Below are 24,468 nucleotides of genomic sequence, written 5' to 3' on the forward strand. Positions count from 1 at the left end.
CTCGGTCTGCGCGCGCCGCCAGCGCTCGAACGCCGCCGGCGGCATCGCGACCACCTGCAGCACCATCGCCGCATGCTGGGTGCCGCAGTACTCGGAGCACGGTCCTCGGTACACGCCGGGCCGGTCGGCGGTGAAGGTCAGCCGGTTCAACCGGCCCGGCACCAGGTCGACCTTGCCGCCCAGCGCTGGCACCCAGTAGCTGTGGATGACGTCGTCCGAGGCCAGCGTCAGCGTGACCGGTCGCCCGACCGGCACCCGCAACTCGTTGGCGGCGGCGAAGCCCGGGACGCCGTCCTCGGGGGCATAGGCCAGGGACCACCACCACAGGTGGCCGGTCACCGCCACGCGCAGCGCGCCGGCGGGCGCCGGATCGTCCAATCCGCGCGCGCGTCGCTCGCCCTGCAGCAGCAGGCCGCCGAAGACCAGCACCGGCAGCACCAGTCCGCCGCCCCAGAGCCAGAAGGCGGTGGCCACCGGCCGGCGGCCCTTCCACCACAGCGCCGCCGCGAGGCAGGCCATGGCCAGGACGAAGGCCAGGGCGCAGACGCCCAGGGCGGTGTGCATGACCTCCGCCAGGGCCCGCGCCTGGGGACCGGCCGGCTGGAGCATGCCGCCCGCGCTCATTGCAGCGACAGCAGGTAGCCGGCGATGTCGCGCGCGTCGCGCTCGGACAGGCCGAGCCGAGGCATCGTCGTGCCGGGCACCATGCCCGGCGGGTCCAGCAGCCAGCGCTGAAGGGTTTCCGGCGTGTTGGGCAACTGGCCGGCGATGTAGCTGCGCCGGCCGAAGCGCGCCAGCTCGGGCGCCCGCTCCGCGCCGCCCGGCACGCCCGGCACCGCATGGCAGCTGCCGCATTGGTAATGCGTCATCAGCGTGCGCCCGCGCGCCAGGTCGGCGGTGTCGACCTGCCAGCGTCGCAGCGGTTCGTCGGGGGCGGGGCCGCAACCGGTCAGCCCGAAGGCAAGCAGGACCGCCGACATCGGCACGGAGAGGCGAGCGGCGAGCGCGGCACGCGCGGCGCGCGGCATCGACCTGCGTCCGGCGAGCGGCCGGCTCAGGCTCGCGACGCTGGACCCGGACTGCGGCTGGCCGGCGGGCGCTCGCACGACCGGGACGGGGGGAGGAGGGCAAGAACGCAGCATGCGCGCTCCCCGGCACACGAAGTGCCTGCCCCGGCAAGGGGTCGGCATCGCGCTTGCCTGGCTGCGTCCATGAGCGATCCATCGCGCCGCGTCTCCCCGGTGAAGGCCGCCTGGACGGCCCTGGCCGTCGCGGCGGGGATGGCCGCCGTCGGGGCGGCCGCCTTCGTCGGTCTCGGGGTCTATGACGTCTCGGCGACCGGCCCGCATCTGCAGCCGGTGCATTCCTTGCTGGAATTCGCGCTCAAGCGGGCGGTGCAGCGACGGGCGCAGGCCCATCCGCCGCCGCCGGACCTGCTCACCCGCGAGCGGGTGATGCAGGGCGCCGCCTGCTTCCGCGACCACTGCGTCACCTGCCACGGCGCACCCGGCATCGCGCCGGCGCCCTTCGCACTGGGCATGCAGCCGGTGCCCAGCTCGCTGATCGAAGCCACCCGGCATTGGCGTCGGCAGGACCTGTACTGGATCACCCGCAACGGCATCAAGATGAGCGGGATGCCGGCCTGGGAGTACCGCCTCGACGACGGCGAGCTCTGGTCGGTGGTCGCCTTCCTGGACGCGCTGCCGCTGATGACGCCCGACCAGTACCGCGCGCTGGTCGGGACCGCGCAGGTGCCCGGTGCCGCGCAGGAGGGCATCGCGCCCGGGCCGTCCGTCGGCGCCCGGCCATCGACGACGACCGGCATGCCGCGCCAGCACGCGTCGATCGGCATGATCGGGACCGGTGGCGCCAACGGCCCGGCGGGCGGGGCCGGCGCACCGGGGACGGCGACGCCGGACGCTCGCTCATCCGGGCGCCGCTGCGATGGGCGGGTCGAGGCGCCGGCGCCGCTGACGCCGGCGCTGTCGACCGCGGAACTCGCCCAGCGCGCGTTCCGCCAGCACGGCTGCACCGCCTGCCATGCGATTCCCGGCGTCGTCGGCCCGGACACGTCCAACGGACCGCGGCTCAGCGGCCTGGCGGGGCGGGATCGCATCGGCGGCAAGGCCTTCCCGACCGAGGACGGCCTGGCCGCCTGGATCCGCGATCCGCAGGCGATCGACGCCCACACCGCCATGCCCACGCTGGGCATCAGCGAGACGCAGGCGCGGCTGATGGCGCGCTACCTGCTGGCCCACTGACGGGCCCACTGACTCGCCCACTGACTCGCCCACTGACGGGCCCACTGACGGGCCCACTGACGGGCCCACTGACGGGCCCACTGACGGGCCCACTCACGGGCCCATTCACGGGCCCGGTCCTCATTTCTCCAGGATGAAGGAGCCGATCACCAGCGCGTCCAGCGGCGTGCTGAAGAAGGCCTCGAGCGCCGCCTTCGGCGTGCCCACGATCGGCTCGCCGCGCACATTGAACGAGGTGTTCACCAGCACCGGCACGCCGGTGCGCTCGCCCACGGCCTGGAGCAGGTCATGGAAGACCGGATTCGTGGCGGCGTCCACCGTCTGCACCCGTGCGGTCCGGTCGGTGTGCAGCGCCGACGGGATGCGCTCGCCGCGCCCGGGCTTGACGTTGTAGACGAACAGCATGAACGGCGACTCGCCGCCGTTGGCATCGGCCGGCTCGAACCAGTCGGCCAGGTCCTCGCGATTGACGGCCGGCGCGACCGGCCGGAAGTCCTCGCGGTCCTTGAGCTCGTTGAGCCGCGCCTGCATCGCCGGATCGACCGGCGAGGCCAGCAGCGAGCGCGCCCCCAGCGCGCGCGGCCCGAACTCCATCCGGCCCTGGAACCAGCCGATGATCTTGTTCCGGGCCAGCAGCGCGGCCGTCTCGACCGCCACGTTCTCGACCTTGCGATAGCGCAGCTGGGCCCACTGCAGCAGCGCCTCGATCTCCTCGTCCGAATAGGCGGGACCGAGGTAGGCATGGTCCATCTGCCAGCGGCGCTCGGCCAGCAGCACGCCGCCGTCCGTCGCGCCGTCCTTCGCGCCGCCCGTCGTGGCGGTCGCCGCATCCGTCGCCGCATCGATCGCGATGCCCGTGTCCCCGGACTCGCCAGCGCGCGCGCGCGCATCCACCCACAGCGCCGCGCCCAGCGCGGTGCCGGCGTCGCCGGCGGCCGGCTGCACCCAGACCTCCCGGAAGATGCCCGCATCCCGCAGCCGCGAGTTCATGACGCAGTTCAGCGCCACGCCGCCGGCCATCGCCAGCCGGTCCTCGCCGGTGCGCTCGCGCAGCCAGACCGCCAGCTGGAGCGCCGTCTCCTCCAGCACGTCCTGCAGCGAGGCCGCCAGATCGAGGTAGGGCTCCGCCATCGCCGACCCCGGCACCCGCGCCGGGCCGAAGCGGGCGGTCAGGTCCAGCGGCAGGTTGCGGTACTGGCCGTCGGCGTCCACCACCAGGTGCTCGCGCAGCAGGTCGGCATAACGCGGCGTGCCCAGCGCCGCCATGGCCATGACCTTGTACTCGTCGCTCGAATGCAGGAAGCCCAGGTGCGAGGTCACCCGCTCGTACAGCAGCCCCAGGGAATGCGGCACATGGACCTCGCCCAGCGCCTCGTAGCGGTGGTCGCGATAGCGTCCATAGCAGGTGCTGGCCTGCTCGCCGCGGCCGTCCAGCGTCATCACCGCGCAGCTCGAGAACGGCGCGGCGAGGAAGGCGCTGGCCTGGTGGCACAGGTGATGCGGCACGAAATGCCACCGGTAGGGCGCGTCGGCATGCCGGACCCCGGCGAAGCGCTTGCGCAGGTGGTGCGGCACGGCGTCGGTCAGCAGTCGCGGCGCGCTCATCACATAGGCGGCGAACAGCGGGTCCCAGGGGTTCTCCCAGGGGCCGGCCTCGAAGTCCGACGGCTGCAACGGCAGGGTGAAGCGTCCGTCCGGAGCGCGGTCGCCGAGGAAGCGCCGCGGATCGAAGCTGTAGGCCACATGGGACAGGTCGGCCAGCGTGGCACCGGCCTCCTTCAGGCAGAAGTCGATCGCGTGATAGGGCAGTTCCCAGGCGGTGAACGGCACCGGCCGCTTGCCGTGCTTCACCCGGGTGAAGCGTTCCTCTTCGGCCGCCGCGATGACCTCGCCGTCGACCATCAGGGCCGCGGCCGAGTCGTGGAAGCTCGCATTGATGCCCAGCGTCAGCAGGCGTCGGGGGGAAGTCGCAGTCATGAAAGCTCCGTGGGGTTGAGGGCGAAGGTCTGAAGAAAGATCGGTGGGGGCCGGCGCGGCGAAGGAAGAGGGCAAGCGGGCGGCCGGTCAGGCCGGCACGCGCGCGAGGTCATGCAGCGTCCGGACCAGTTCCTCGGGCACGACCGGCTTGGCCAGGTGGCGCTGGAAGCCGGCGACCAGCGCGCGCAGCCGGTCCTCCGGCTGTGCCATGCCGGTCAGCGCGACTGCCGGCAGGCGCTGGCCCAGCGGCACCTCGCGCCGCGCCTCCAGGTCGCGCAGCGCGCGCACCACCGCATGGCCGTCTTCCGGGCCGAGCGCGATGTCGCAGACGAAGACATGCGGCCAGGCGTCGGGCGGGCGCTCGGCCAGGCGCCGCAGCGCCTCGTGGCCGGTGGTCAGGCGCTCGGTCCGCGCGCCGTCGTGCTCCAGCAGCGCGCCCAGCGAGTCGAGCGCGTCCTCGTCGTCGTCGACGCACATCACATTCAGGCCGGCCAGGGGATGCTCGTCCAGGCCGAACACGGTCTCCAGCGCGGTTTCCTCGCGGTCGAGCGCCGCCTGCGCCAGCGCGGGCGGCGCGGCGCGCAGTTCGTCCTCGGACAGGCGCGCCTCGGCCAGCGCCGGCAGCGGGAAGTCGACGACGTACTGCTGGAAGCCGGCCGCCACATCCCGGTCGAGCGCCAGGTGGCCGCCGGCCTCGCTGACCAGCGAGCGCAGCTCCAGGGTGTCCGGCGGGCCGACGCCGGGGTCGAGGCGGCCGTGGAAACCGACCGTCAGCTGGCTGTTGCGATCGACGCGCCGCAGCCGGCCTTCCATGCGGCCGCGCGTGGCGCCGCGCAGCGCCAGCAGGCACATCAGCTGAACGATGCGCGCGATGCGGCTGGCGTCGCCATGGACGCTGGCGACATTCAGGTCGACGTCGGTGAAGACATCGATGTCCGCGTCGGCCACCGTGTCGCGCAGGCCGTCCAGGCTCAGCACCAGCAGGCCGGCCACGTTGACCGGGTGCTGCGCGATGCGCCGCTCCAGCGACTCGGTCTGCTGCTGCTGACGCTGCAGTTCCCAGAGCTGGGCGTAGAGCCCGCGGCGCTCGAGCAGTTCCTCGTGCCGGCCGCGTTCGACGATCTCGCCGCGGTCCATCACGATGATCTGGTCCGCGTCGACCACCGTGGACAGGCGGTGGGCGATGATCAGCGAGGTCCGGTCCCGCGCGACCTCGTCCAGCGCGCCCTGGATCGCGCGCTCGGCCTTGGTGTCCAGCGCCGAGGTCGCTTCGTCGAGCACGACGATCGGCGGATTCTTCAGGAACGCGCGCGCGATCGCGATCCGCTGCTTCTCGCCGCCGGACAGCCGCGCGCCTCGCTCGCCGACGCGGGTCTCATAGCCGTCGGGCAGCAGGCTGATGAACTCGTCGGCCTGGGCGGCCCGGGCGGCGGCCACGATCGCGGCGTGGTCGGCCTCGGGCCGGCCGTAGCCGATGTTGTAGGCGATCGTGTCGTTGAACAGCACCGGGTCCTGCGGCACCACGCCGATCGCCTGGCGCAGGCTCTGCTGCGTCAGGCTGGTGAGCGGCCGGCCGCCGATGCTGACCTCGCCGCCGTCCGGGTCGTACATCCGCATCAGCAGCCGGGCCAGCGTCGACTTGCCCGACCCGCTGCTGCCGACCACCGCGAAGGTCTGGCCATGCGGGATCTCCAGCGTCAGGCCCTTCAGGATCTGGCGCTGGCGGTCGTAGCCGAAGCGGACGTCGTCGAAGCGCAGCGTCGTGTCGCCCGCCGGCAAGGGCTGGGCATCGGGGGCGTCGACGATCTCCGGCTCCCGCCCCAGCAGCGCGAACAGCACCTCGGTGTTGAGCAGCGCGTCGCGCGTCTCCCGGAACACGAAGCCCAGCGTGTTCAGCGGCAGGAAGACCTGGATCAGGTAGGCGTTGACCATGACCAGGTCGCCGATGCTCATCCGCCCCGCGACGGTGTCGATGCCGGCCAGGAGCATGACCGCGCCGACGCCGACCGCGATGATCGCCGCCTGGCCCAGGTGCAGGGCCGACAAGGTGCGCTGGCTGCCGACGCTGCCCTCGACCCACTGCGCCAGCACGCCGCCGTAACGGGCCCGCTCGCTGTCCTCGCGGCCATGCGTCTTCACCGCCTCGTAGTTCAGCAGCGTGTCGACCAGCAGACCGTGGGCGCGCGAGTCGTACTCGTTCATCACCCGCTGACGCGCCACCCGCGCCCGCGTCATCCAGCCGGTCCAGGCGCTGTACGCCGCCATGCTGCCGGCGATGATCAGCACGAACTTGGCGCCGTAGCCGCTGAGGATGATCACCAGCACCGCGCCGAACTCGACCGCCGTCGGCACCACGGTGAAGACGCCGGCGCCCAGCAGATAGCCCAGGCCATCGGTGCCGCGCTCGACCTCGCGCACCAGCGAGCCGGTGTTGCGCTGCGCATGGAAGCGGGGGCTCATCGCCAGCAGATGGGCGAAGGCCCGTTCGGAGAAGCTGCTGACCACCTGCTTGCCCACCCGCGCGAAGGCCAGGTCGCGCAGCTCGGTGAACAGCGTGCTCGCATAGCGCAGCAGCGCGTAGCCCAGCAGCAGCCAGACCGGCACGCTCAGTCCGACCGCGAGCGCGGTGCCCGCCGACGCGCCGGCCGCGGCCGGCTGCGCCGGCGTGAGGTGATCGACGATGGCCTTGAGCACCGCCGGCACGCCCACCGCCGCGAGCTTGGACAGGATCAGCAGCGCCAGCGCGAGCAGCGTGCGAGTGCGCCACCGCCACAACGCGCGCGCCAGTCCGGTGAAGACCTGACGCGTCGGCGAAGGGGCGGGGTGGGGCGCCGCGGGAGCAGCGGCGGCGGCGGGAGCGGAGGTGGCGTCCATCGGCGACCTCTTCGCAAGCGGGATGCCCGGGATCGTCAGGCCTGGCAGAAGCTAGCGGTACGGCATCGCCGCGATCCCCGTGGTCATCGGCAATTCCGTCCGCATCCCAGACGGCAAGCGCTTCGGCAAAAGCAGCGTTGGCAAGTTCGATGCGAAGCGCTGTGCGGTGTCGCACGCAAGCAGCCGACAGTCCCAGGAAGCAGCGACCCGAGCAGCGCTTCGGCGGCCGCAACGCTGTACGGAAACGCTTCGGGACGCGGGCTTGCCAAAGCGTTGCTCACGACCATCCGCAGAGACCCTCCATGCCACAGCAGCCCCACCTCCTCGTGTTCTCGCATCTGCGCTGGGACTTCGTGTTCCAACGCCCGCAGCATCTGATGACGCGGCTCGCGAACGACTACCGCGTCGTGTTCATCGAGGAGCCGATGCACGACCCGGCCGGACCCCCGCGGGTGGAATCGCGCCGCGTCGGGCCCGGCGGCGCGATCGAGGTGCTGGTGCCGTTCACCCCGGTCGCGGCACCGGGTTTCGACGATGCGCAGCTGCCGCTGCTGTTGCCGCTGATCGAACGCGAACTGGGCCAGCGCGAGGTGCGCGATTACGCGGTCTGGATGTACACGCCGATGGCGCTGCCGTTGATCGCCGGCATGCAGCCCCGCGCGCTGGTGTACGACTGCATGGACGAGCTCTCCGCGTTCAAGCACGCGCCGGCGCAGCTGCGTCAGCGCGAAAGCGCCTTGATGGCCGCGGCCGACTTGGTGCTGTGCGGCGGTCCGGCCCTGTACGCCGCACGGCACGGGCAGCATCCGGAACTGCACTGCCTGCCCAGCGCCGTCGACGCGGCCCATTTCGCGCCGCCGTGCACCGCGCCGGACGATCCGCTGGCGCTGCAGGCCCAGGCCGTGCAAGGCCACATCGCCCGGCCGCGCCTGGGCTTCTTCGGTGTGATCGACGAGCGCATGGACCTGGCGCTGGTCGATGCGATCGCGGCGGCCCGGCCGGACTGGCAACTGGCCATGGTCGGCCCGGTCGCGAAGATCTCCCAGGCCGATCTACCGCGCCGCGCCAACCTGCACTGGCTGGGCATGCAGCGCTATGAGCTGCTGCCCCACCTGCTGGCCGGATGGGATGTCTGCCTGATGCCGTTCGCGCTGAACGAGTCGACCCGCTTCATCAGCCCGACCAAGACGCTGGAGTACCTGGCGGGCGGCAAGCCGGTCGTGAGCACGCCGATCCGCGATGTGGTCGGCCTGTACGGCGACGTGGTCCGCATCGGGCATGACGCGGCTTCCTTCGTGGCGGCCTGCGATGAGCTGATGCAGGAGGACGCGGCGTCGCGCGAGTACTGGCATGGCAGCGCGGCCGCCGTCGTGGCGGCGGCCTCCTGGGACGCGGCCGCCGGGCGCGCGCGCGACTGGCTGGCCGCGGCGATGCGACCGGTGGCGCCCGACGCGCCGATCATCGGCGCCTCGCTGCGTGCGGCCTGAGGGACGTCGGTCATGATCATCGACGCCCATCTTCATTGCACCGGCCGGGAAACGACGGACGACGTCCTGCGCACGCTGGACGAAGCCGGCATCGACGTCGGCGTGCTGCTCGCGCCTTTCCTCGGGGACGGCTACTCGCTGGACGACGCGGCCTCGCTGCGCCGGGCCAACGAGCACCTGGCCCGGCTGGTGCGCCACCATCCCGACCGCCTCGTCGGTTTCGCCGTGGTGGACCCCCGCCATCCCGACGCGCCGGACGACCTGCGCCACGCGATCGAGGAGCTCGGGCTGCGCGGCTGCAAGATGGTGCCGACCGGCTGGTATCCCTATGAGGAACGGGTGCAGCCGGTCTTCGCGGTCGCCAACGAGCATGCGCTGCCGCTGCTGTTCCACAGTGGGATCTTCATCGACGGCCGGTCCGGTCGCTTCTGCCGGCCGACCTATTTCGAAGCGCTGCGCGATCACCCGCGCACGCGGGTCGCGTTGGCCCACATGGGCTGGCCCTGGACCGACGAGGCGCTGGCCGTCGCGCTGATCGATCGCATCCACGGCGTGCCGCATGAGCGGGCGCAGTTCCGGCTGGACATCTCGTTCGGGCCACCGCCGCCGTACCGGCGCGAGGTGCTGGCGCGGATGCTGGATGTGCTGGGCGCCGGCTCGCTGCAGTTCGGCAGCGACTGCTTCCTGCCCTGTTCTGGCGCGCATGTGCGCGAGCGCAAGCAGTGGGTGGTCGATCTGATGGATGAGCTGGACCTGGGCGCCGACACACGCGAGCGCCTGTGGAGCGGCACCGCCGCCGCCTGGCTCGGACTGTCGACCGCCGCCACGACCACGACCCTGGCCGGCGCCCACCACGTCGGCGCCGACACCGCGCGCCCGCATGCGGGTCTGCTGGCAGGCAGCTCGGGCGCCTCCGGGGCCGGTGGCGGCGGCGACTACGCGCCGCGTCCCTGGCGGCCGGTGTGCTGCTGAGGCCGCTGCCGGCCGCGATCGCTGTTCCTTCTTCCCGTCCACTTCGCATCGTCACCATGGATCTTCCTTCGGACAGCCCACTGCGCCCGGTGCCGCCGTCGCCGGCCGCCCATCCCCCCTTGCATGTGCTGGAGGTCGTGGGCAACGGCATCGTCGGCGGCATGGAACGCTGCGTGGAGCGGCTGGTGGCCGGCCTCGGCGGGGCCGGCGGCTTCCGCTTCACCGTCCTGTGCCCGTCGGAGGGCGACTTCGCCGAACGCATCCGCGCGGTCGGCGGCGAGATCGGCGTCGTCGCGATGCCCGAGGACCCGCCCTGGTCGTCGATCCAGATGGTGGCCGCGATGATCGCGGCCGAGCGGGTGGACTTGGTCCATGCGCACCTGCCCAATGCGCATCTGCTGGCCGGCCTGGCGGCGCGACTCGCCGGCGTGCCGGCGATGACGACCATCCATGGCCGGCAGGTCATCCTGCCCGACCTGGAGATCCACCGGCTGGTGGGCAGCCATCTGAGCGTCGTCTGCCGCCAGAGCTATTACCACGCGCTCGGACTCGGCGTCGATCGCGGCCGCCTCAGCCTGGAGCCCAATGGCGTCGACGTCGACATGTTCCAGCCCGGCCCCCGGCCGGCCGACGGCCTGCGCGCGGCGCTGGGCCTGGCGCCAGAGACGCTGATCGTCGGCTTCGTCGGCCGGCTCTCGCCGGAGAAGGCGCCCGAGGTCTTCGTCCGCGCCGCGGCGTTGTTGCTGCAGCGCTTGCCGGACGTGCACGCGGTGCTGATCGGCGAGGGACCGATGAAGACGCAGTTGCGCGATGCGATCGCCGCGCAGGGATTGGAGGCGCGCATCCATGTGCAGGGCGGCGTCGACGACGTGCGCCCGGTCCTGCGCGATCTCGACCTGCTGGTGTCGAGCTCCAACTCCGAGGCGATGCCGCTGGCGCTGATGGAAGGCATGGCCAGCGGCCTGCCGGTCGTCGCGACGCGGGTCGGCGGGGTGCCGGAGATCGTGGCGCACGGCAGCACCGGCTGGCTGGTGGCACCGCGCGACTACGAGGACCTGGCGGGGCGCATGCACCAGATGCTGACGCTGCATGAGCTGCGCCAGCGCATGGGCCTCGCCGCGCGGGCGCGGATGGAGCGGCATCACCGGCTCGATCGCTCGCTCGAGCGGCTGGCCGAGCGGATGCGCATCCTCGCGCGGCCGGCCACCGCGGCCACCTCGACCTTGACGGTCGCGCGCGAGCCGCGCATGGCCGGCGGCACGTCCGGAGGCCGCAAGACCCGATGAACAGGAGCATCGCGCCGCGCCGGGACCGGGGCCGCCCGCGACAGCCGGCAGGCCGTCCGACGAGACGGCATGTCATTTGCCTTTCCAAGAGCGCATGCGAACAGCAGGAGCAGTCATGATCGAAGCCCCCTTGAGAGTCGCGCTGATCAGCGAACACGCCTCGCCGCTGGCCCAGCAGGGCGGCGTCGACGCCGGCGGCCAGAACGTCTACGTGGCCCATGTGGCGGCGGCGCTCGCGCGGCGCGGCCACCATGTGGATGTGCTCACCCGGCGCGACCAGCGCTCGCTGCCGACCGCGGTCGACATGCGGCCCGGCGTGCGGGTACTCCACATCGACGCCGGTCCGCCGGAGTTCGTGCCCAAGGAGCAGCTGCTCCCCTACATGCGGGCCTTCGGCAGCGAGGCGTTGCGGCTGATGCGTCGCAGCCTGCGCCATGACGTGGTGCATGCCAACTTCTTCATGTCGGGCGTGGTGGGGCTGCGGCTGCAGCGCCAGCTGAACCTGCCCCTGGTGCAGACCTTCCACGCGCTGGGCGCGGTGCGGCGCCTGCATCAGAAGGAGGCGGACAAGTTCCCGGCCGAGCGCATCGAACTGGAGCGCCGCATCGCCTGCGAGGCCGACTGCGTCATCGCCGAATGTCCGCAGGACGCGGCCGACCTGATCGCCCACTGCGGCGCGCCGGCCGATCGCATCGCGCAGGTGCCCTGCGGCGTCGACCTGGACGAGTTCGGACCTGGCGACAAGCTGCAGGCCCGGCGGCGCCTGCATCTGCGCGAGGACGAGTTCATCGTGCTGCAGCTGGGGCGACTGGTGCCGCGCAAGGGCGTGGACAACGTCATCCGCGCGGTGGCGCACCTGCACGGCATGCCGGAGCGGCGGCCATGGCGCCTGCTGATCGTCGGCGGCGAGTCGACCCAGCCGGACGAGGCCCGGACGCCGGAGATCGGACGGCTGCGCGGCATCGCGCGGGAGGCCGGCATCGAGGATCGCGTCACCTTCGTCGGCCGGCGCGACCGCGACCAGCTGCGCGACTACTACCTGGCGGCCGATGTCTTCGTGACGACGCCGTGGTACGAGCCCTTCGGCATCACGCCGCTGGAGGCGATGGCCTGCGCCACGCCGGTGATCGGCGCGGCGGTCGGCGGCATCCAGCACACCGTCGTGGACGGGCTCACCGGCTACCTGGTGCCGCCGGAGGACCCCGAGCTGCTGGCGTTGCGGCTCGACGACCTGCGCCGCCATCCGGAGATCGCCCGGCTGATGGGGCGCGCGGGCCTGCAGCGGGTGCAGCGCGAGTTCACCTGGGATGGCGTCGCCTTCAAGCTGGCTGGCGTGTATGCCCAGGTCGCGGCGCGGCGGGCGATGCAGGACAGCTCGTCGATCCGGCTGCTCGCCTCGGCGGCCGGGCAGGCCAGTCCGGGGACGGCGGTGCGTCACCTGGCGCGACCGCATCTGGCGGCTGTCGGCGCGACCGAGGCGGCTCATGCCGATGTCGTCGCCATGCCGCTGGCGAATTCGGGAGGTCAGGGATGACGGTGGCGGCCACCGACGCCCAGGCCGAACGTGTCGCCCGATGGCGCCAGGCGCGCCGGGTGCTGCTGATCCGGCTGGACAACCTGGGCGATGTGCTGATGACGACGCCGGCCCTCGCGGCGGTGCGCGAGTCGCTGCCGGAGGCGCAGTTGACCCTGCTCGCCGCGCCGTCGATGAGGGCACTGACGCCGCACCTGCCGGAGGTCGACCGCATCGTCGGCTTCCATGCGCCGTGGATGAAGGCCGGCGCCGCTGCGCTGGCGGCCGACGACCCGCCGCTAGGTCGCGACGAGCGTCAAGCCGTCGCGCAATGGGCGGACGAGGGCTATGACGCCGCGATCATCTTCACCGTCTGCACGCAGAGTGTCTTTCCGGCCGCGACGATGTGCCGGCTGGCCGGCATTCCCCGGGTGCTGGGCCATGCGCGCGAGCGCGCCTATGGCTTGCTGAGCGACGAGATCCCCGATCGCGACGAGGTGGGCGACGGCATGCGCCACGAGGTCCGCCGCCAGCTGGATCTGGTGGGCGCGGTGGGCCTGCGCACGCGCGACGAGCGCCTGCGCTTCCGCGTGCTCGAATCCGATCGCGATGCGGTCCGCCAGTCCCTGGTCGCTGCGGGCGTGGGACCGCGCCAACCCTTTGTCATCGTGCATCCGGGCGCCAGCGCGCCGTCGCGGCGGTACCCGGCCGGTCGGCTGGGGGAATCCGCCGGGCTGCTGCGGCAGGCCACGGCATGGCGGGCGGGCGGGGCGGCCGAGGATCCGCCCGCGATCGTCGTCTGCGGCGGGCCGGGCGAAGAGTCGTTGGTGCAGGAGACGGTCCAGGCGTTGGCGGCGGCGGACCTGCCGGCGTCGGTCGCCCAGGGGCGGGTGCTGTCGCCACGGCTCTCCGGCATCGGTGAACTGGCTGCGCTGATCGCCGAGGCCGATCTGCTCATCGGCAACAACAGCGGCCCGGTCCACCTGGCCGCCGCGGTCGGCACGCCGGTCGTGGACCTGTACGCGCTGACGAATCCCCAGCACACGCCCTGGCAGGTGCCATCGCGCGTGCTGTTCCGCGACGTGCCATGCCGCTTCTGCCAGAAGAGTCTCTGCCCCGAAGGCCATCACCGCTGCCTGAGCGGCGTCTCGCCGCGCGAGGTGGCCGCCGCCGCGATCGCGCTGATGCCGGCACGGTTCCCGGCGATGCCGGAGGCGCTGCAGCCCGCCGTCGGAGTGGCAGCATGAGCGCGGTGGCACCTGCGCGAGGCGCGGTCGCGTCGACCGCGGAGGGGCCGGCGTCATGGTCGGCCGAGGCAGAGGGTCCGCTGGCGGCCACGCCGACCCGGACGTTCGACATCTCCGTGGTCATGCCGACCTATCGTCGTCCTGACCTGCTGTCCCGCTGCCTGGGCGCGCTGATGGCGCAGACCTTGCCCGCCGATCGCTTCGAGGTGATCGTCGTCGACGACGGCCAGGAGGACCGGTGCCGGGATCAGGTCGAGCGGCTCGCGGCCACGCCGGGCGCGCCTGCGATCCGCTACCTGCGTGCCGCGACCGGCCGGGGGCCGGCGGTCGCGCGCAACGCGGGATGGCGCGCGGCGACGGCGCCGATCGTCGCCTTCACCGATGACGACACACTGCCCGATCCGGACTGGCTGGTGCGCGGTCTGGCCGCGATGCAGGCGCACCCCGACTGGGTCGCCGCGGCCGGGCAGGTCCGCGTGCCGGCGGCGAGCGCCGCCAACGACGCCAATGGCGCCGGCGACGCACCGGGCCGGCATGACACCCGACCGACGGACCACGAGTTGATGACCCGCGGCCTGGAGACCTCGGAATTCGTGACGGCGAACGCCTTTGCCCGGCGCGAGGTGCTGGCTCGCATCGATGGCTTCGACGAGCGCTTCCTGCGCGCCTGGCGCGAGGACTCCGACCTCCAGTTCCGCCTGCAGGCGCAGGGGCCGGTGGGGCGCGTCGCCGATGCGCTGGTGTGGCATCCGGTGCGTCCGGAGCGCTGGGGCGTGTCGCTGCGCCAGCAGCGCAACGTCTACTTCGACGCGCTGCTGTACCGCAAGCATCCCGGGATCTACCGGTCGCGCATCCGCCGCGTGCCGCCGTGGGACTACTACGCCATCGTCGCGATGACCCCCGCAGCGCTCGTGCTGGCCGTGGCGGGGCAGGGCGCGGTCGCGGCCGGACTGCTGGCCGCCGCGGTCGCGCTGATCCTGCGACTGACCGCCCGCCGGCTGCGCACCACCTCGCGCGCGCTGCCGCATGTATGGGAGATGCTCTGCACCTCGGCCGCGATCCCCTTCCTGTCGGTGTACTGGCGGCTGCGCGGCGCGTGGCATTTCCGGACGCTGTTCTTCTGAGGCCGCCATGCCGCAACCGCTCCTGTCCGCTGGCGCCCCCTCCGCGCGGCCACCCGCATCGATCGATGGCGAGGTACGGCGCATCCTGATCCTGCGCGCGCTGGTGCTCGGCGACACGATCTGCGCCGTGCCCGCGCTGCGGGCCATCCGGCGGGCCTGGCCTCGGGCGCACATCGCGCTGATGGGGCTTCCGGTCGCGCGCGAGTACCTGTCGCGCCTGGACTGCGTCGACGAATGGCGACCGTTCCCCGGCTGGCCGGGCCTGCCGGAGCGAGCGGTCGATGTGCGCGCGCTGCCGGCCTTCCTGACCGCGATGCAGGCCGGCGACTGGGACCTCGCGATTCAGCTGCACGGCAGCGGCGAGCGCACCAATCCCTTCCTGGCGATGCTCGGTGCGCGCTGGCATGCGGGCTTCCGCAGCGATGCGGCCTGGGTGCCGCCGGAGGACGAGGTCCGCTTCGCGCCCTGGCCGCTGCTGGGTCACGAGACGCAGCGGCTGCTGTCGCTGTGTCGCCACCTGGGCCTGCCGGTCGAGGACGAGGCGCTCGAGTTCCCGCTGCGCCCCGAGGACGACGCCGCGCTGGCCCAGGCCTGGCCCGGCCGTGCCGAGGCCGGTCCCTACGCCTGCCTGCATGTGGGCGCGCAGCTGGCGTCGCGGCGCTGGCCGCTGCGCCGCTTCGCGGCCGTGGCCCAGGCGCTGCATGACGCCGGCCTGGCGATCGTGCTCACCGGCACCGCGGCCGAGCAGCCGCTGACCGCCGAGCTGGCCGCGATGCTCGCCGCCCTGGGCGTGCCGGTCACCGACCTGTCCGGCGCGACCACGCTGTGGACCCTGGGCGCGCTGCTGCGCGATGCGCGCGTGCTGGTCTGCAACGACACCGGCGTCTCCCATGTGGCCGCGGCGCTGCGCGTGCCCAGCGTCGTGGTCTCCTGCGGCAGCGAGCCGATGCGATGGGCGCCGCCCGACCGCGCCCGTCACCGGGTGCTGGCCAAGCCCGCGCCGTGCCGCCCCTGCGCCTATGCCGAGTGCCCGAACGGCCATGCCTGCGCGCATGCGCTGTCGGTCTTCGAGGTCCTGCAGGCGCTGGAGGACCTGCTGCGTACCCCATCCGTCTCATCCATCCCATCCGTCGCGATCTCCAAGGAGGGTTCCCATGCCCCGTCGCCTGCGCATCCTGACCTGGCACGTCCACGGCAATTACCTCTACAACCTCACGCAGGTTCCGCATGACTTCTTCCTGGTGACCGATCCGGCGGGCTCGCCCGGCCGCGCCGGCCGTGTCGGCGCGCTGCCCTGGGGCGACAACGTCCACGAAGCGCCGCTCGACCAGATCGCCCGCATGCCCTTCGACCTGGTGCTGTACCAGCACCGTGCCGGCTGGGACGAGGACCGCCCGCGCTGGCTGAGCGAGGCGCAGCAGCGGCTGCCGCGGGTCTACCTGGAACACGATCCGCCGCAGCAGCATCCCACCGACACGATGCACTGGGTGCAGGACCCCGGCGCGATGCTGGTCCATTGCACCCACTTCAACGCGCTGATGTGGGACGCGGGCCGGACGCCGACCCGCGTCATCGAGCACGGCGTGCGGCCGCTGACGCAGGCGGTGTACCGCGGCGACCTGGAACGCGGGCTGGTCGTCGTCAATCACCTGCAGCGGCGCGGCCGGCGCCTGGGCGCCGACCTGTACCGGCAACTGCTCGAGCGGGTGCCGCTGACGCTGGTGGGCATGGGCAGCGAGGCGCTGCCCGGCGGCTGGGGCGAGGCCTCGCAGCTGGAGCTGCCGGCCCACATGGCCTCGCACCGCTTCTTCCTGCATCCGGTCCGCTACACCAGCCTGGGCCTGGCGCTGATCGAGGCGATGCTGATCGGCCAGCCGGTGGTGGGCCTGGCCACCACCGAGCTGGCCACCGTCATCCGCAGCGGCGAGAACGGCTTCATCGACAACCGGCCGCAGGCGCTGGCCGACACCATGGCCCGGCTGCTGCGCGATCCCGGCCTGGCCCGGGAATGGGGCGAGCGCGGCCGCGAACTGGCACGGGAGCGATTCAACATCGACCGCTTCGTCGCCGACTGGATGCAGCTTCTCCATGAGGTCACGACATGAACGACGCCATCGACACCCCCCGCACGATCCTGGTCACCGGCGCGGCCGGCTTTGTCGGCAGCCATCTCTGCGAACGCCTGCTCGCCCGCGGGCACCGGGTGATGGCGGTCGACAACCTGAGCACCGGCGACATCGGCCACCTCGACCAGCTGCTCGGCCACAAGGGCTTCACCTTCCACCGGCGCGACGTGTGCCTGGAGCCGACGCCGGAGATGGCGCAGGCGGACCGCATCTTCAACCTCGCCTGTCCGGCGAGTCCCGCCTACTACCAGACCGCGCCGGTCGATACCGTGCTCAGCAGCGTGCTGGGCGCGTGGCGCCTGCTGGAACTGGCCCAGCAGGCCGGCGCGCGGCTGCTGCACACCTCGACCAGCGAGGTCTATGGCGATCCGGAGTGCCATCCGCAGCACGAGGACTACTGGGGCCACGTCAACCCCAATGGCGCGCGCTCCTGCTACGACGAGGGCAAGCGCTGCGCCGAGGCGATGCTGATGGCGTATCACCAGGAGCGCGGCGTCGACGTGCGGATGGCCCGCATCTTCAACACCTACGGCCCGCGGCTGCGACCCGGCGACGGCCGCGTCGTCAGCAACTTCATCGTCCAGGCCCTGCAGGGCGATGACCTCACCATCTACGGCGACGGCATGCAGACGCGCAGCTTCTGCTACGTCGACGACACCGTGCGCGCGCTGCTGCTGCTGATGGACGGCGCGCACCTCGGGCCGATCAACGTCGGCAATCCGGGCGAGCACACGATGCTGGCGCTGGCGGAGATGATCCTGCGCCTGACCGGCAGCCGCTCGCGCCTGGTCTTCCGGCCGCTGCCGCAGGACGATCCCAAGCGCCGCTGCCCCGACATCGGCCGTGCGAAGGCGCTGCTGGGCTGGGAGCCGGAAGTGGCGCTGGAGGACGGGCTGCGCCGCACGATCGAGCACTTCCGCGGCGTGCTCGGGATGCGCAGCGTCACCGTGGCGTGAGCAGCGGTTCCGGCCTGGGACCTGGCCCGAGATCCGGCGCCAGCGCCGGCATCCGTTCGGGCGCACGCCGCCGACCGCGCTCCCAGTCGGCCAGCGCGCGGGCATAGGGGCGCACCAGGCGGCGTCCGGCGGCCGCGCCGCGCGCGTCGCGCGGCACATGCCACAGCCCGCTGCGGTGCCAGCGGGCGGGCTCGTACCAATCGGGCCGGTCCAGCATCGGATACAGGCAGACGCCGCCCAGCGGCACGCCGGCGCGCAGCGCGCGCTGCGCTTCGCCGGCGATGTCATGGAGCCAGTCGGCCCGACCGCGTCCGATGTGGCCGGTCTCGGCCACCAGCAGCGGCCGGCCATAGCGTTCCCAGACCTGGCCCAGCAGCGCGGACAGCGGCCGTCGCCTCGGATCCCCGAGGTGCCAGGCCAGTCGCTTCTCGCTGGGCACCTCCCACTGGCTGCTGTGATAGTGGTTCAGTCCGATCCAGTCCAGCGCCGCGGGATGACCGCCGAGTTCGGGATCCTGCCGGCCGGCCAGCATGTCGAAAGCCTGCCATTGGTAGGACGCCACCTGCTCGGCCAGGGCGCGCTGGTCCGGCGTGTCCTCCGTCGGCACGACGTGGATCACCGGATCGATGTGGAGGAAGCGCGCCTGCGGATCGACCTCGCGGATCGCGTCCATGCCGGCGAGCGCCGCCCGCACCAGGCGGCGCTTGATCGCGTAGCCGCTGATCCGGGAGTCCTCGCGGGCCGTGCCTTCGTGCACCGCGCCCGCCGGGCCCATCGCATCCGAGGACGAGGCGGCCCAGGCCAGGAAGCTGATCTCATTGATCGGCGTGTAGAAGCGCGGCCCGGGGCAGAGCGGCCGGATCGCGGCCGCCGCCGCCGCGGCGAAGCGGGCGAAGCGCGGGATCAGCGCATCGTCCAGCAGCGTCAGGTCGGGCGGCACGCCGTAGTGCATCAGCGTCCACAGCACCTGCAGGCCCTCGCGCCGCGCGGCCCGGGCCATGTGCTGGGCGCGGCTGAAGTCCCAGGTCCCGGGCGCCCGTTCGCTCAGGCGCCAGCCGACGCTTTCCCGGACACAGCGCAGGCCCAGCCGGCGGGCCTCGCGGTAGTCCCGCGCCAGCAGCCGGTCGTGGCCGGTGGCGCGGACCATGTCGAGCGCATCGCCGCGGCCGTTGACGTGGTCGGCGCCTTCATAGCCGCCCATCCAGAAGGATCGGAACGGGCGATCGGACAGCGGGGCGCCGATCACGGCGCCAGCAGCGCCTGCTCGACCAGCGCGCACCAGGTGTGGCCGATGAAGATGTGCGCTTCCTGGATCCGCGCCGTGTCGGTGTGCGGCACGACCAGGCACAGGTCGCAGAGCTCGCGCATCGCGCCGCCGTCCCGCCCGCTCAGGCCGACGGTGGTCATGCCCAGCTGCCGCGCCTGCGCCAGGCCGCGCAGCACGTTGGGCGAATTGCCCGAGGTCGAGATGCCGATCACGCAGTCCCCCGGCGCGCCGAGGCCGGCGACCTGCCGCGAGAAGACCTGGTCGAAGCCGTAATCGTTGCCGATGCAGGTCAGCGCGGAACTGTCGGTGGTCAGCGCCACCGCGGCCAGTGGCGCCCGTTCGCGGCTGAAGCGACCGGTGAACTCCGCCGCCAGGTGCTGGCAATCGGCGGCCGAGCCGCCATTGCCCATCAGCATCAACTTGCGGCCGGCGCGCAGCGTGTCGCTCATCAGCGTCGCGGCGCGGGCGATGTCGGGCCCCAGCGCGTCGAGCCGGTCGAACAGCGCCCGGTGCGCCCGCAGGCCGTCCATGAAGGTCTCGTCCGGATCGACGCGTGGCGGCGTGGTGGCGGGGCGCCTGGCCGGACGCGGCAGGGGATGGGGAAGCGCACTCATGCGGAGACTCCTAGTTCCTCGAGCGTGACCGAGGCGGTGCCGAACTTGCCGACGACCAGCCCGGCCGCGCGGTTGGCCGCGCGCACCGCGTCCTCGAGCGCCGCGCCGCGTGCCAGGAAACAGGTCAGCGCGGCCAGCACGGTGTCGCCGGCGCCGCTGACGTCATAGACCTCGCGGGCCTCGGTGGGCACATGCAGGCAGGGGCCATCGCGGGAGAAGAGGGTCATGCCGTGCTCGCCGCGCGTCAGCAGCACATGGTCGATGTCCAGCCGGCGCTGCAGCGCCGCCAGGCGCTCGCACAGCTCGTCCTCGTCGCGCCAGGGGCCGACGGCCTCGCGCAGCTCGGCGAGGTTGGGCTTGATCAGCCAGGCGCCGCGATAGGCCTCCAGGTCCTTGCGCTTGGGATCGACCAGCACCTTGCAGGACAGGCCCCGGCAGCGCTCGATCAGCGTCTGCACCTGGCGCAGCGCGCCCTTGGCGTAGTCGGACACCAGGATCCAGCGGTGGCGCGCGGCGAGCTCGCCCGCCAGCGTCGTCAGCTCGTCGACGCTGTCGGCCGGCGGCTCGGACTCGACGTCCATGCGCAGCAGCTGCTGGCGCTGGCTGACCATGCGGATCTTCTGGATGGTGTCGATCGCCGGTCCCCGGACGAAGCGCTGGGTGATGCCGGGCTGGTCCAGCAGGGCCACCAGGCAGGCGCCGGCGGTATCGGTGCCCACCAGGCCGCTGACGGTGCACGGGCAACGCAGGCGGGCCAGGTTGAGCGCGACGTTGGCGGCCCCGCCGGCCCGCTGCGACTGGCGATGCAGGCGCAGGATGGGGACGGGCGCCTCGGGCGAGATGCGATTCACCGCGCCCTCGAGGTACACGTCCAGCATGCAGTCGCCGACGATCAGCACCTCCGGCGGCGCCAGTTCGGGGAGCGTGGTCGCGGTCATGGCGCCGGGGCCCGCAGATGCTCGATCAACTGGGTGCTCGAATGGCCGCGCAGGTAGGGGCCGATCGAGACCCGGCCGCCCCAGCTGCGCACCAGCGGTGTCTCCGGCAGTTCCTCGACCCGGTAGTCGCCGCCCTTGACGTAGACATCGGGCCGCAGCGCCTCGAGCAGCGCCTGCGGCGTGGGCTCGTCGAACCAGGTGACCCAGGACACGCAGGCCAGCGCGCCGACCACGCGCGCCCGGTCCTCCAGCGTGTGGTACGGCCGGTCGCCGCGCTTGCCCAGGCCGCGCGCGGAGCGGTCGCTGTTGAGCGCGACCACCAGGCTGCTGCCCTGGGCGCTGGCCGCTTCCAGCCCGCGCACATGGCCGGCGTGCAGGATGTCGAAGACGCCGTTGGTGAACACCAGCGGCCGCGCCAGCCGCGGCGCCATGTCGCGCAGGCGCTCGGGGGGCACGCACTTGAGCGAGCTGTCCCACTTGTCGATCATGTCGATCTCCCGGCTGGCGTCGCGCCGGTCGCGACCTCGTCCAGCACATGGGCGGCCACCGCCGCCCAGTTGTCGAAGACGGCCTCGGGCTCGCGCAGCGGCGAGCGCCGCCACACGGTCTCGCCGCCACTGTCGAACAGCAGGCCGCGCGCGCCGGCCCGGCGGCCGGCTTCGACGTCGTCCAGCGTGTCGCCCACCATCCAGGAGCGCGTCAGGTCCAGCCCGTGGCGGCGCGCGGCGGTGATCAGCATGCCCGGCGCGGGCTTGCGGCACAGGCAGGCCGGCCGGCCCTGGGCATCGGGTTCGTGCGGGCAGAGCAGCACGTCGTCGATGCGCACCCCGGCCTCGTCGCGCAGGCGCTGCAGCAGCGCCTCCTGCAGCTGCGCGAACTGGGCGCGGGTGAAGTAGCCGCGCGCCAGGCCGCTCTGGTTGGTGACGATCACCAGCGCCAGCCCGGCCGACGAGAGCGCCGCCAGCGCCTGGCCGGCGCCGGGCATGAAGCGCAGCTGCGCCGGGTCGACGTTGTAGGGCACGTTCTCGATCAGCGTGCCGTCCTTGTCGATGAACAGGCAGGGCCGCAGCGCGCTGGCGGACAGGCGCTCCCCGGGGGCCGCGCTCAGGTCCAGGTCCTGCACCGGCAGCATGCTGACGGGGTCCGGCGGCGCGGTCACGGCCAGGAGGTCTCTTGGGTGGGCAGGACGGTGAGTTCCGGGATCACCGTGCCCTCGGGCTGCTGCAACACCCAGCGCACCGCGCGCGCGACATTCATCGGATCCTGCAGCTTGGTCTCGTCGATGCCGGGGAAGCGGTCCAGCAGGAAGGGCGTGCGCATGCCGCCGGCGACGATCGCGGAGACCCGCACGTTCTTGTCCCGCAGCTCGGCATGCAGCGCATGCGACAGGCCCAGCAGGCCCCACTTGGTCGCGTGATACGCGCTGGCATTGGGCCAGGCGCGCTTGGAGGCAGTGGACGCGATGTTGACGATGTGGCCGCCGCGAGGCTGGTCCAGCATCCGCGCCGAGGCGTACTTGGTCATCAGCAGCGGACCGGAGAGGTTGGTGTTGAGCACGCGCTGCCAGTCCTCGACGGCCAGCTCCGACAGCGGCGCGGTGACGTCCACCGCGGCGTTGTTGATCAGCACGTCGAGCCGGCCGAAGTCGCGCACCGCGCTGGCCACGACCTCCTCGCACTGCCGCGCGTCGGCGACGTCCAGGGCGACCGGCACCGCCTGGATGTCGCGCTCGGCCAGCAGCGCGGCGCGGTTGCGGGCACGGTCCAGGTCGATGTCGGCGATCAGCACGCGCATGCCGGATTCGCCCAGCGTCTGCGCGATCGCGGCGCCCAGGCCGCGGCTGCCGCCGGTGACCAGGGCGACCTGGCCATGCAGGCTGGTGGCGTCCGCGGCGGGCGTGGCGGAGGGGGCGGTGGCCGGCGCGGTGGACGCGGCCGTCGAAGGACTGTCGATCATGAGGAGCTCCGGCGGAGGGTGGTTGGAATCAGCGGGGTGAGGGGAGGGGCGGCGGCGTCGTGTCAGCGCGCCGCCTCGGCGGCGATCCAGGCGCGGGCGCGCAACTGGACCGCGGCCATCATCGAGAAGCACTCGTCCCAGATCGGGAAGGCGCCGCTGGCGGCGACGACGAGGCCGTCCAGCCAGACGCCGCCCCACAGCACCGCGTCGTCGGTGCTCAGCCGGTGCGGCTCCAGCAATTGCAGCCGGCGGCTGTCCATCCGGTGGCGCCAGGACAGCAGGGCCTTGCGGCGGGCGTAGTCGGCGTAGTCGACATCCCAGCGCGCGCGGTTGCCGATCGAGTGCTCCAGCAGCACGCGGGGCTCGGGCGCGCCGTCGCCGCAGGGCACCGAGGGATCGAGCACGACCAGGTGCAGGACGCCGAGGCCGCTGACCTCGGGCGAGGCCAGTTGCGCGGCGATCGCCGGGGTGATCGCGTCGAGCGCGGCCTGGGCGAGGTCGGGGGTCAGGAAGCGGCTGCTCATCGGTAGGTCCGGGTCGGAAGGAAGAGTCGGACCTTCGATCAGCAAGGCGCATACCCGTGTCGCCAGCCGGTCCGGAGCTGGGCATCAGGCTTGCCATCGAAAGAATCCGACGTGCCGTGCGGCGCGTCATCCCAGCACATTCACAGCCAGGAGAACCCCCATGCCTTCATCCACGACCGCGGCCTCGAGCCGGAAAACCACCGCGCGGCGCACCACCACGGCCCGGACGAAGACGCCCGATGCCGTCGCCCTGCTGCGCGCCGACCACAAGGAAGTCAGCGAGCTTTTCGAGCAGTTCGAGAAGTCGCGCTCGAGCGCCAAGAAGCAGCAGCTCGTCGCCCAGATCTGCACGGCGCTCACCGTGCACGCGCAGATCGAGGAGGAGATCTTCTATCCCGAGGTGCAGGCCGCGCTGAAGGACAAGGAACTGGTCCCCGAGGCCCGCGTCGAGCACCAGAGCATCAAGGACCTGATCGCGGCGGTGCAGGGCGTGGAGCCCGACGGCGAGGACTACGACGCCAAGGTCAAGGTCATGAGCGAGTGGGTCAAGCACCACGTCAAGGAGGAACAGAACGAGATGTTCCCCAAGGCGAAGAAGGCCGGGCTGGACCTGGCGGAACTCGGCGAGCGGCTGCAGCAGCGCAAGGACGAGCTGATGGCCGAGCAGCAGCAGACGCACTGAGCGTCCGCGGCGGGCCCGTCGCGGGCCCGCCTCCCGCCGGGAGGCGGCCTCCCGGCCGGGTCACTTCTTCTGGACGATGCTGATGCTGCCGTCGCTCTCGAGGATGGCGATCTTGACGTCGGACAGCGAGCAATCCGCCTCGCGCAGCGCCTTCTCGACATCCAGTTCGCCGAGCCGATGCCGGCGGATCACGTCGTGGAACCACTGGCCATCGCGGCCGATCAGCACCGGCGATCCCTCCAGCAGCCGCTCGATGCGCCGGCTCCGCGAGCCGAAGAACCCCATCAGGCCGTTCATCACGATCAGCGCAGCCGCCACGATCCAGGCGCCGGTCACCGATTCCTCGCCGCCGCTCAGGCCATTGCTGACGGCCTCGCTCAGCAGCATGACCACCAGCAGGTCGAAGGGTGTGAACTGGCCCACCGTGCGCTTGCCCGACAGCCGCACCATCACCAGCAGCGCGAAGTAGATCAGCGCCGCCCGCGCCAGCAGTTCCCAGGGGCTGACTTGCAGATCGAACATGAATCCATCGCTCCGGAAGCGCCTTTCGGCGACACCTCGCCGAGGCAAGGCGGGTGCCCGAGATGGCCTTCGGCGGCATCGACATGCTTCCTTGCCGTCAACACGTCGGCAGCGAATGCCGACCCGCGTCGCCGCGCTCGGA

General features: G+C 72.5%; 22 protein-coding genes and 1 pseudogene. 11 read left to right on the top strand and 12 right to left on the bottom strand.

The window, feature by feature from the left end; all coding sequences use genetic code 11:
• Positions 1–624, bottom strand: a 624-nt coding sequence (coxB, locus tag CS062_RS18720) for a cytochrome c oxidase subunit II (RefSeq protein ID WP_143742410.1), incomplete at its 3' end; no start/stop codon positions are given.
• The gene (locus CS062_RS18725; RefSeq protein ID WP_233218140.1) at positions 621–1,106 is read right to left on the bottom strand and encodes a c-type cytochrome; all 486 of its coding nucleotides are present in this window, start codon (positions 1,104–1,106) and stop codon (positions 621–623) included. The genes coxB and CS062_RS18725, both read right to left, overlap by 4 nt.
• Positions 1,107–1,211: 105 nt before the next feature.
• On the opposite strand from CS062_RS18725, the gene CS062_RS18730 reads away from it, so the two are divergent.
• Positions 1,212–2,261, top strand: a complete 1,050-nt coding sequence (locus tag CS062_RS18730) for a c-type cytochrome (protein WP_099863084.1) — start codon at positions 1,212–1,214, stop codon at positions 2,259–2,261.
• Positions 2,262–2,381: 120 nt separating this feature from the next.
• On the opposite strand, the gene CS062_RS18735 is transcribed toward CS062_RS18730, so the two are convergent.
• Positions 2,382–4,238, bottom strand: coding sequence for a carbamoyltransferase family protein (locus CS062_RS18735; protein ID WP_099863085.1), 1,857 nt, complete (start codon positions 4,236–4,238; stop codon positions 2,382–2,384).
• A gap of 87 nt (positions 4,239–4,325) precedes the next feature.
• Positions 4,326–7,112, bottom strand: coding sequence for an ATP-binding cassette domain-containing protein (locus CS062_RS18740; protein ID WP_099863086.1), 2,787 nt, complete (start codon positions 7,110–7,112; stop codon positions 4,326–4,328).
• A gap of 302 nt (positions 7,113–7,414) precedes the next feature.
• On the opposite strand from CS062_RS18740, the gene CS062_RS18745 reads away from it, so the two are divergent.
• The 9 genes and pseudogenes from CS062_RS18745 to CS062_RS18785 all read left to right on the top strand — a co-directional run bounded on the left by CS062_RS18745 (position 7,415) and on the right by CS062_RS18785 (position 17,823).
• Positions 7,415–8,599: a glycosyltransferase gene (locus CS062_RS18745; RefSeq protein ID WP_158238835.1), complete on the top strand. Its 1,185-nt coding sequence runs from the start codon at positions 7,415–7,417 to the stop codon at positions 8,597–8,599.
• 12 nt (positions 8,600–8,611) lie between these two features.
• Entirely contained in the window at positions 8,612–9,571 is a 960-nt protein-coding gene (locus tag CS062_RS18750) for an amidohydrolase family protein (protein ID WP_099863088.1), read from the top strand.
• Between the two features lie 56 nt (positions 9,572–9,627).
• Positions 9,628–10,857 carry a glycosyltransferase family 4 protein gene (locus tag CS062_RS18755; RefSeq protein ID WP_099863089.1) on the top strand — a complete coding sequence of 410 codons (1,230 nt, stop codon included), beginning with the start codon at positions 9,628–9,630 and terminating at the stop codon, positions 10,855–10,857.
• A 115-nt stretch (positions 10,858–10,972) separates the two neighbouring features.
• Positions 10,973–12,259 (top strand): annotated as a pseudogene (locus CS062_RS18760) (glycosyltransferase family 4 protein); the annotation flags it as partial.
• A gap of 128 nt (positions 12,260–12,387) precedes the next feature.
• A complete protein-coding gene (locus tag CS062_RS18765; protein ID WP_099863091.1) occupies positions 12,388–13,617 on the top strand; it encodes a glycosyltransferase family 9 protein in 1,230 nt (409 codons plus the stop codon).
• Positions 13,618–13,739: 122 nt separating this feature from the next.
• Positions 13,740–14,741 (top strand): glycosyltransferase family 2 protein, encoded by a 1,002-nt coding sequence (locus tag CS062_RS18770; protein ID WP_233218141.1) that lies wholly within the window; start codon positions 13,740–13,742, stop codon positions 14,739–14,741.
• A 7-nt stretch (positions 14,742–14,748) separates the two neighbouring features.
• On the top strand, positions 14,749–15,972 hold the full coding sequence (locus CS062_RS18775) for a glycosyltransferase family 9 protein (RefSeq protein WP_099863093.1): 1,224 nt from the start codon (positions 14,749–14,751) through the stop codon (positions 15,970–15,972).
• The gene (locus CS062_RS18780) at positions 15,896–16,846 is read left to right on the top strand and encodes a glycosyltransferase family 4 protein (protein WP_099863115.1); all 951 of its coding nucleotides are present in this window, start codon (positions 15,896–15,898) and stop codon (positions 16,844–16,846) included. The genes CS062_RS18775 and CS062_RS18780 overlap by 77 nt, the downstream gene beginning before the upstream one ends.
• Positions 16,843–17,823, top strand: a complete 981-nt coding sequence (locus tag CS062_RS18785; protein ID WP_099863094.1) for a UDP-glucuronic acid decarboxylase family protein — start codon at positions 16,843–16,845, stop codon at positions 17,821–17,823. The genes CS062_RS18780 and CS062_RS18785 overlap by 4 nt, the downstream gene beginning before the upstream one ends.
• Here CS062_RS18785 and CS062_RS18790 read toward each other — a convergent pair.
• The 7 genes from CS062_RS18790 to CS062_RS18820 form a co-directional block, all read right to left on the bottom strand.
• Positions 17,810–19,069 carry a glycoside hydrolase family 1 protein gene (locus tag CS062_RS18790; RefSeq protein WP_099863095.1) on the bottom strand — a complete coding sequence of 420 codons (1,260 nt, stop codon included), beginning with the start codon at positions 19,067–19,069 and terminating at the stop codon, positions 17,810–17,812. The two genes, CS062_RS18785 and CS062_RS18790, sit on opposite strands and share 14 nt — an antisense overlap.
• Entirely contained in the window at positions 19,066–19,704 is a 639-nt protein-coding gene (locus CS062_RS18795) for a D-sedoheptulose 7-phosphate isomerase (protein ID WP_233218142.1), read from the bottom strand. Before CS062_RS18795 ends, CS062_RS18790 begins: the two co-directional genes overlap by 4 nt.
• Entirely contained in the window at positions 19,701–20,642 is a 942-nt protein-coding gene (gene rfaE1 / locus CS062_RS18800; protein ID WP_099863096.1) for a D-glycero-beta-D-manno-heptose-7-phosphate kinase, read from the bottom strand. Before rfaE1 ends, CS062_RS18795 begins: the two co-directional genes overlap by 4 nt.
• Positions 20,639–21,130: an adenylyltransferase/cytidyltransferase family protein gene (locus CS062_RS18805; protein ID WP_199174288.1), complete on the bottom strand. Its 492-nt coding sequence runs from the start codon at positions 21,128–21,130 to the stop codon at positions 20,639–20,641. The genes rfaE1 and CS062_RS18805 overlap by 4 nt, the downstream gene beginning before the upstream one ends.
• Positions 21,127–21,801: a D-glycero-alpha-D-manno-heptose-1,7-bisphosphate 7-phosphatase gene (locus tag CS062_RS18810; protein ID WP_233218143.1), complete on the bottom strand. Its 675-nt coding sequence runs from the start codon at positions 21,799–21,801 to the stop codon at positions 21,127–21,129. The genes CS062_RS18805 and CS062_RS18810 overlap by 4 nt, the downstream gene beginning before the upstream one ends.
• Positions 21,798–22,598, bottom strand: a complete 801-nt coding sequence (locus tag CS062_RS18815) for an SDR family oxidoreductase (protein ID WP_099863097.1) — start codon at positions 22,596–22,598, stop codon at positions 21,798–21,800. The genes CS062_RS18810 and CS062_RS18815 overlap by 4 nt, the downstream gene beginning before the upstream one ends.
• Before the next feature lie 62 nt (positions 22,599–22,660).
• Positions 22,661–23,122 carry a hypothetical protein gene (locus CS062_RS18820; protein ID WP_099863098.1) on the bottom strand — a complete coding sequence of 154 codons (462 nt, stop codon included), beginning with the start codon at positions 23,120–23,122 and terminating at the stop codon, positions 22,661–22,663.
• A 160-nt stretch (positions 23,123–23,282) separates the two neighbouring features.
• On the opposite strand from CS062_RS18820, the gene CS062_RS18825 reads away from it, so the two are divergent.
• Entirely contained in the window at positions 23,283–23,804 is a 522-nt protein-coding gene (locus tag CS062_RS18825; protein WP_099863099.1) for a hemerythrin domain-containing protein, read from the top strand.
• Positions 23,805–23,864: 60 nt separating this feature from the next.
• Here CS062_RS18825 and CS062_RS18830 read toward each other — a convergent pair whose 3' ends face one another.
• A complete protein-coding gene (locus CS062_RS18830) occupies positions 23,865–24,326 on the bottom strand; it encodes a DUF421 domain-containing protein (protein ID WP_099863100.1) in 462 nt (153 codons plus the stop codon).
• Between the last annotated feature and the right edge of the window lie 142 nt (positions 24,327–24,468).

Origin of the sequence: Roseateles chitinivorans (assembly GCF_002761755.1) — a bacterium.
In the GTDB taxonomy this organism is placed as follows: Bacteria; Pseudomonadota; Gammaproteobacteria; order Burkholderiales; family Burkholderiaceae_C; genus Roseateles; species Roseateles chitinivorans.

What these genes read in the sequence shown, in the direction of transcription:
- rfaE1 (WP_099863096.1), bottom strand. Translation starts at nt 20,642, where the DNA reads ATGACCGCGACCACGCTCCCCGAACTGGCGCCGCCGGAGGTGCTGATC.
- CS062_RS18820 (WP_099863098.1), bottom strand. Translation starts at nt 23,122, where the DNA reads ATGAGCAGCCGCTTCCTGACCCCCGACCTCGCCCAGGCCGCGCTCGAC.
- CS062_RS18745 (WP_158238835.1), top strand. Translation starts at nt 7,415, where the DNA reads ATGCCACAGCAGCCCCACCTCCTCGTGTTCTCGCATCTGCGCTGGGAC.
- CS062_RS18770 (WP_233218141.1), top strand. Translation starts at nt 13,740, where the DNA reads ATGCCGACCTATCGTCGTCCTGACCTGCTGTCCCGCTGCCTGGGCGCG.
- CS062_RS18730 (WP_099863084.1), top strand. Translation starts at nt 1,212, where the DNA reads ATGAGCGATCCATCGCGCCGCGTCTCCCCGGTGAAGGCCGCCTGGACG.
- CS062_RS18775 (WP_099863093.1), top strand. Translation starts at nt 14,749, where the DNA reads ATGCCGCAACCGCTCCTGTCCGCTGGCGCCCCCTCCGCGCGGCCACCC.
- CS062_RS18755 (WP_099863089.1), top strand. Translation starts at nt 9,628, where the DNA reads ATGGATCTTCCTTCGGACAGCCCACTGCGCCCGGTGCCGCCGTCGCCG.
- CS062_RS18740 (WP_099863086.1), bottom strand. Translation starts at nt 7,112, where the DNA reads ATGGACGCCACCTCCGCTCCCGCCGCCGCCGCTGCTCCCGCGGCGCCC.
- CS062_RS18805 (WP_199174288.1), bottom strand. Translation starts at nt 21,130, where the DNA reads ATGATCGACAAGTGGGACAGCTCGCTCAAGTGCGTGCCCCCCGAGCGC.
- CS062_RS18750 (WP_099863088.1), top strand. Translation starts at nt 8,612, where the DNA reads ATGATCATCGACGCCCATCTTCATTGCACCGGCCGGGAAACGACGGAC.
- CS062_RS18785 (WP_099863094.1), top strand. Translation starts at nt 16,843, where the DNA reads ATGAACGACGCCATCGACACCCCCCGCACGATCCTGGTCACCGGCGCG.
- CS062_RS18795 (WP_233218142.1), bottom strand. Translation starts at nt 19,704, where the DNA reads ATGAGTGCGCTTCCCCATCCCCTGCCGCGTCCGGCCAGGCGCCCCGCC.
- CS062_RS18825 (WP_099863099.1), top strand. Translation starts at nt 23,283, where the DNA reads ATGCCTTCATCCACGACCGCGGCCTCGAGCCGGAAAACCACCGCGCGG.
- CS062_RS18830 (WP_099863100.1), bottom strand. Translation starts at nt 24,326, where the DNA reads ATGTTCGATCTGCAAGTCAGCCCCTGGGAACTGCTGGCGCGGGCGGCG.
- CS062_RS18780 (WP_099863115.1), top strand. Translation starts at nt 15,896, where the DNA reads ATGCCCCGTCGCCTGCGCATCCTGACCTGGCACGTCCACGGCAATTAC.
- CS062_RS18765 (WP_099863091.1), top strand. Translation starts at nt 12,388, where the DNA reads ATGACGGTGGCGGCCACCGACGCCCAGGCCGAACGTGTCGCCCGATGG.
- CS062_RS18815 (WP_099863097.1), bottom strand. Translation starts at nt 22,598, where the DNA reads ATGATCGACAGTCCTTCGACGGCCGCGTCCACCGCGCCGGCCACCGCC.
- CS062_RS18735 (WP_099863085.1), bottom strand. Translation starts at nt 4,238, where the DNA reads ATGACTGCGACTTCCCCCCGACGCCTGCTGACGCTGGGCATCAATGCG.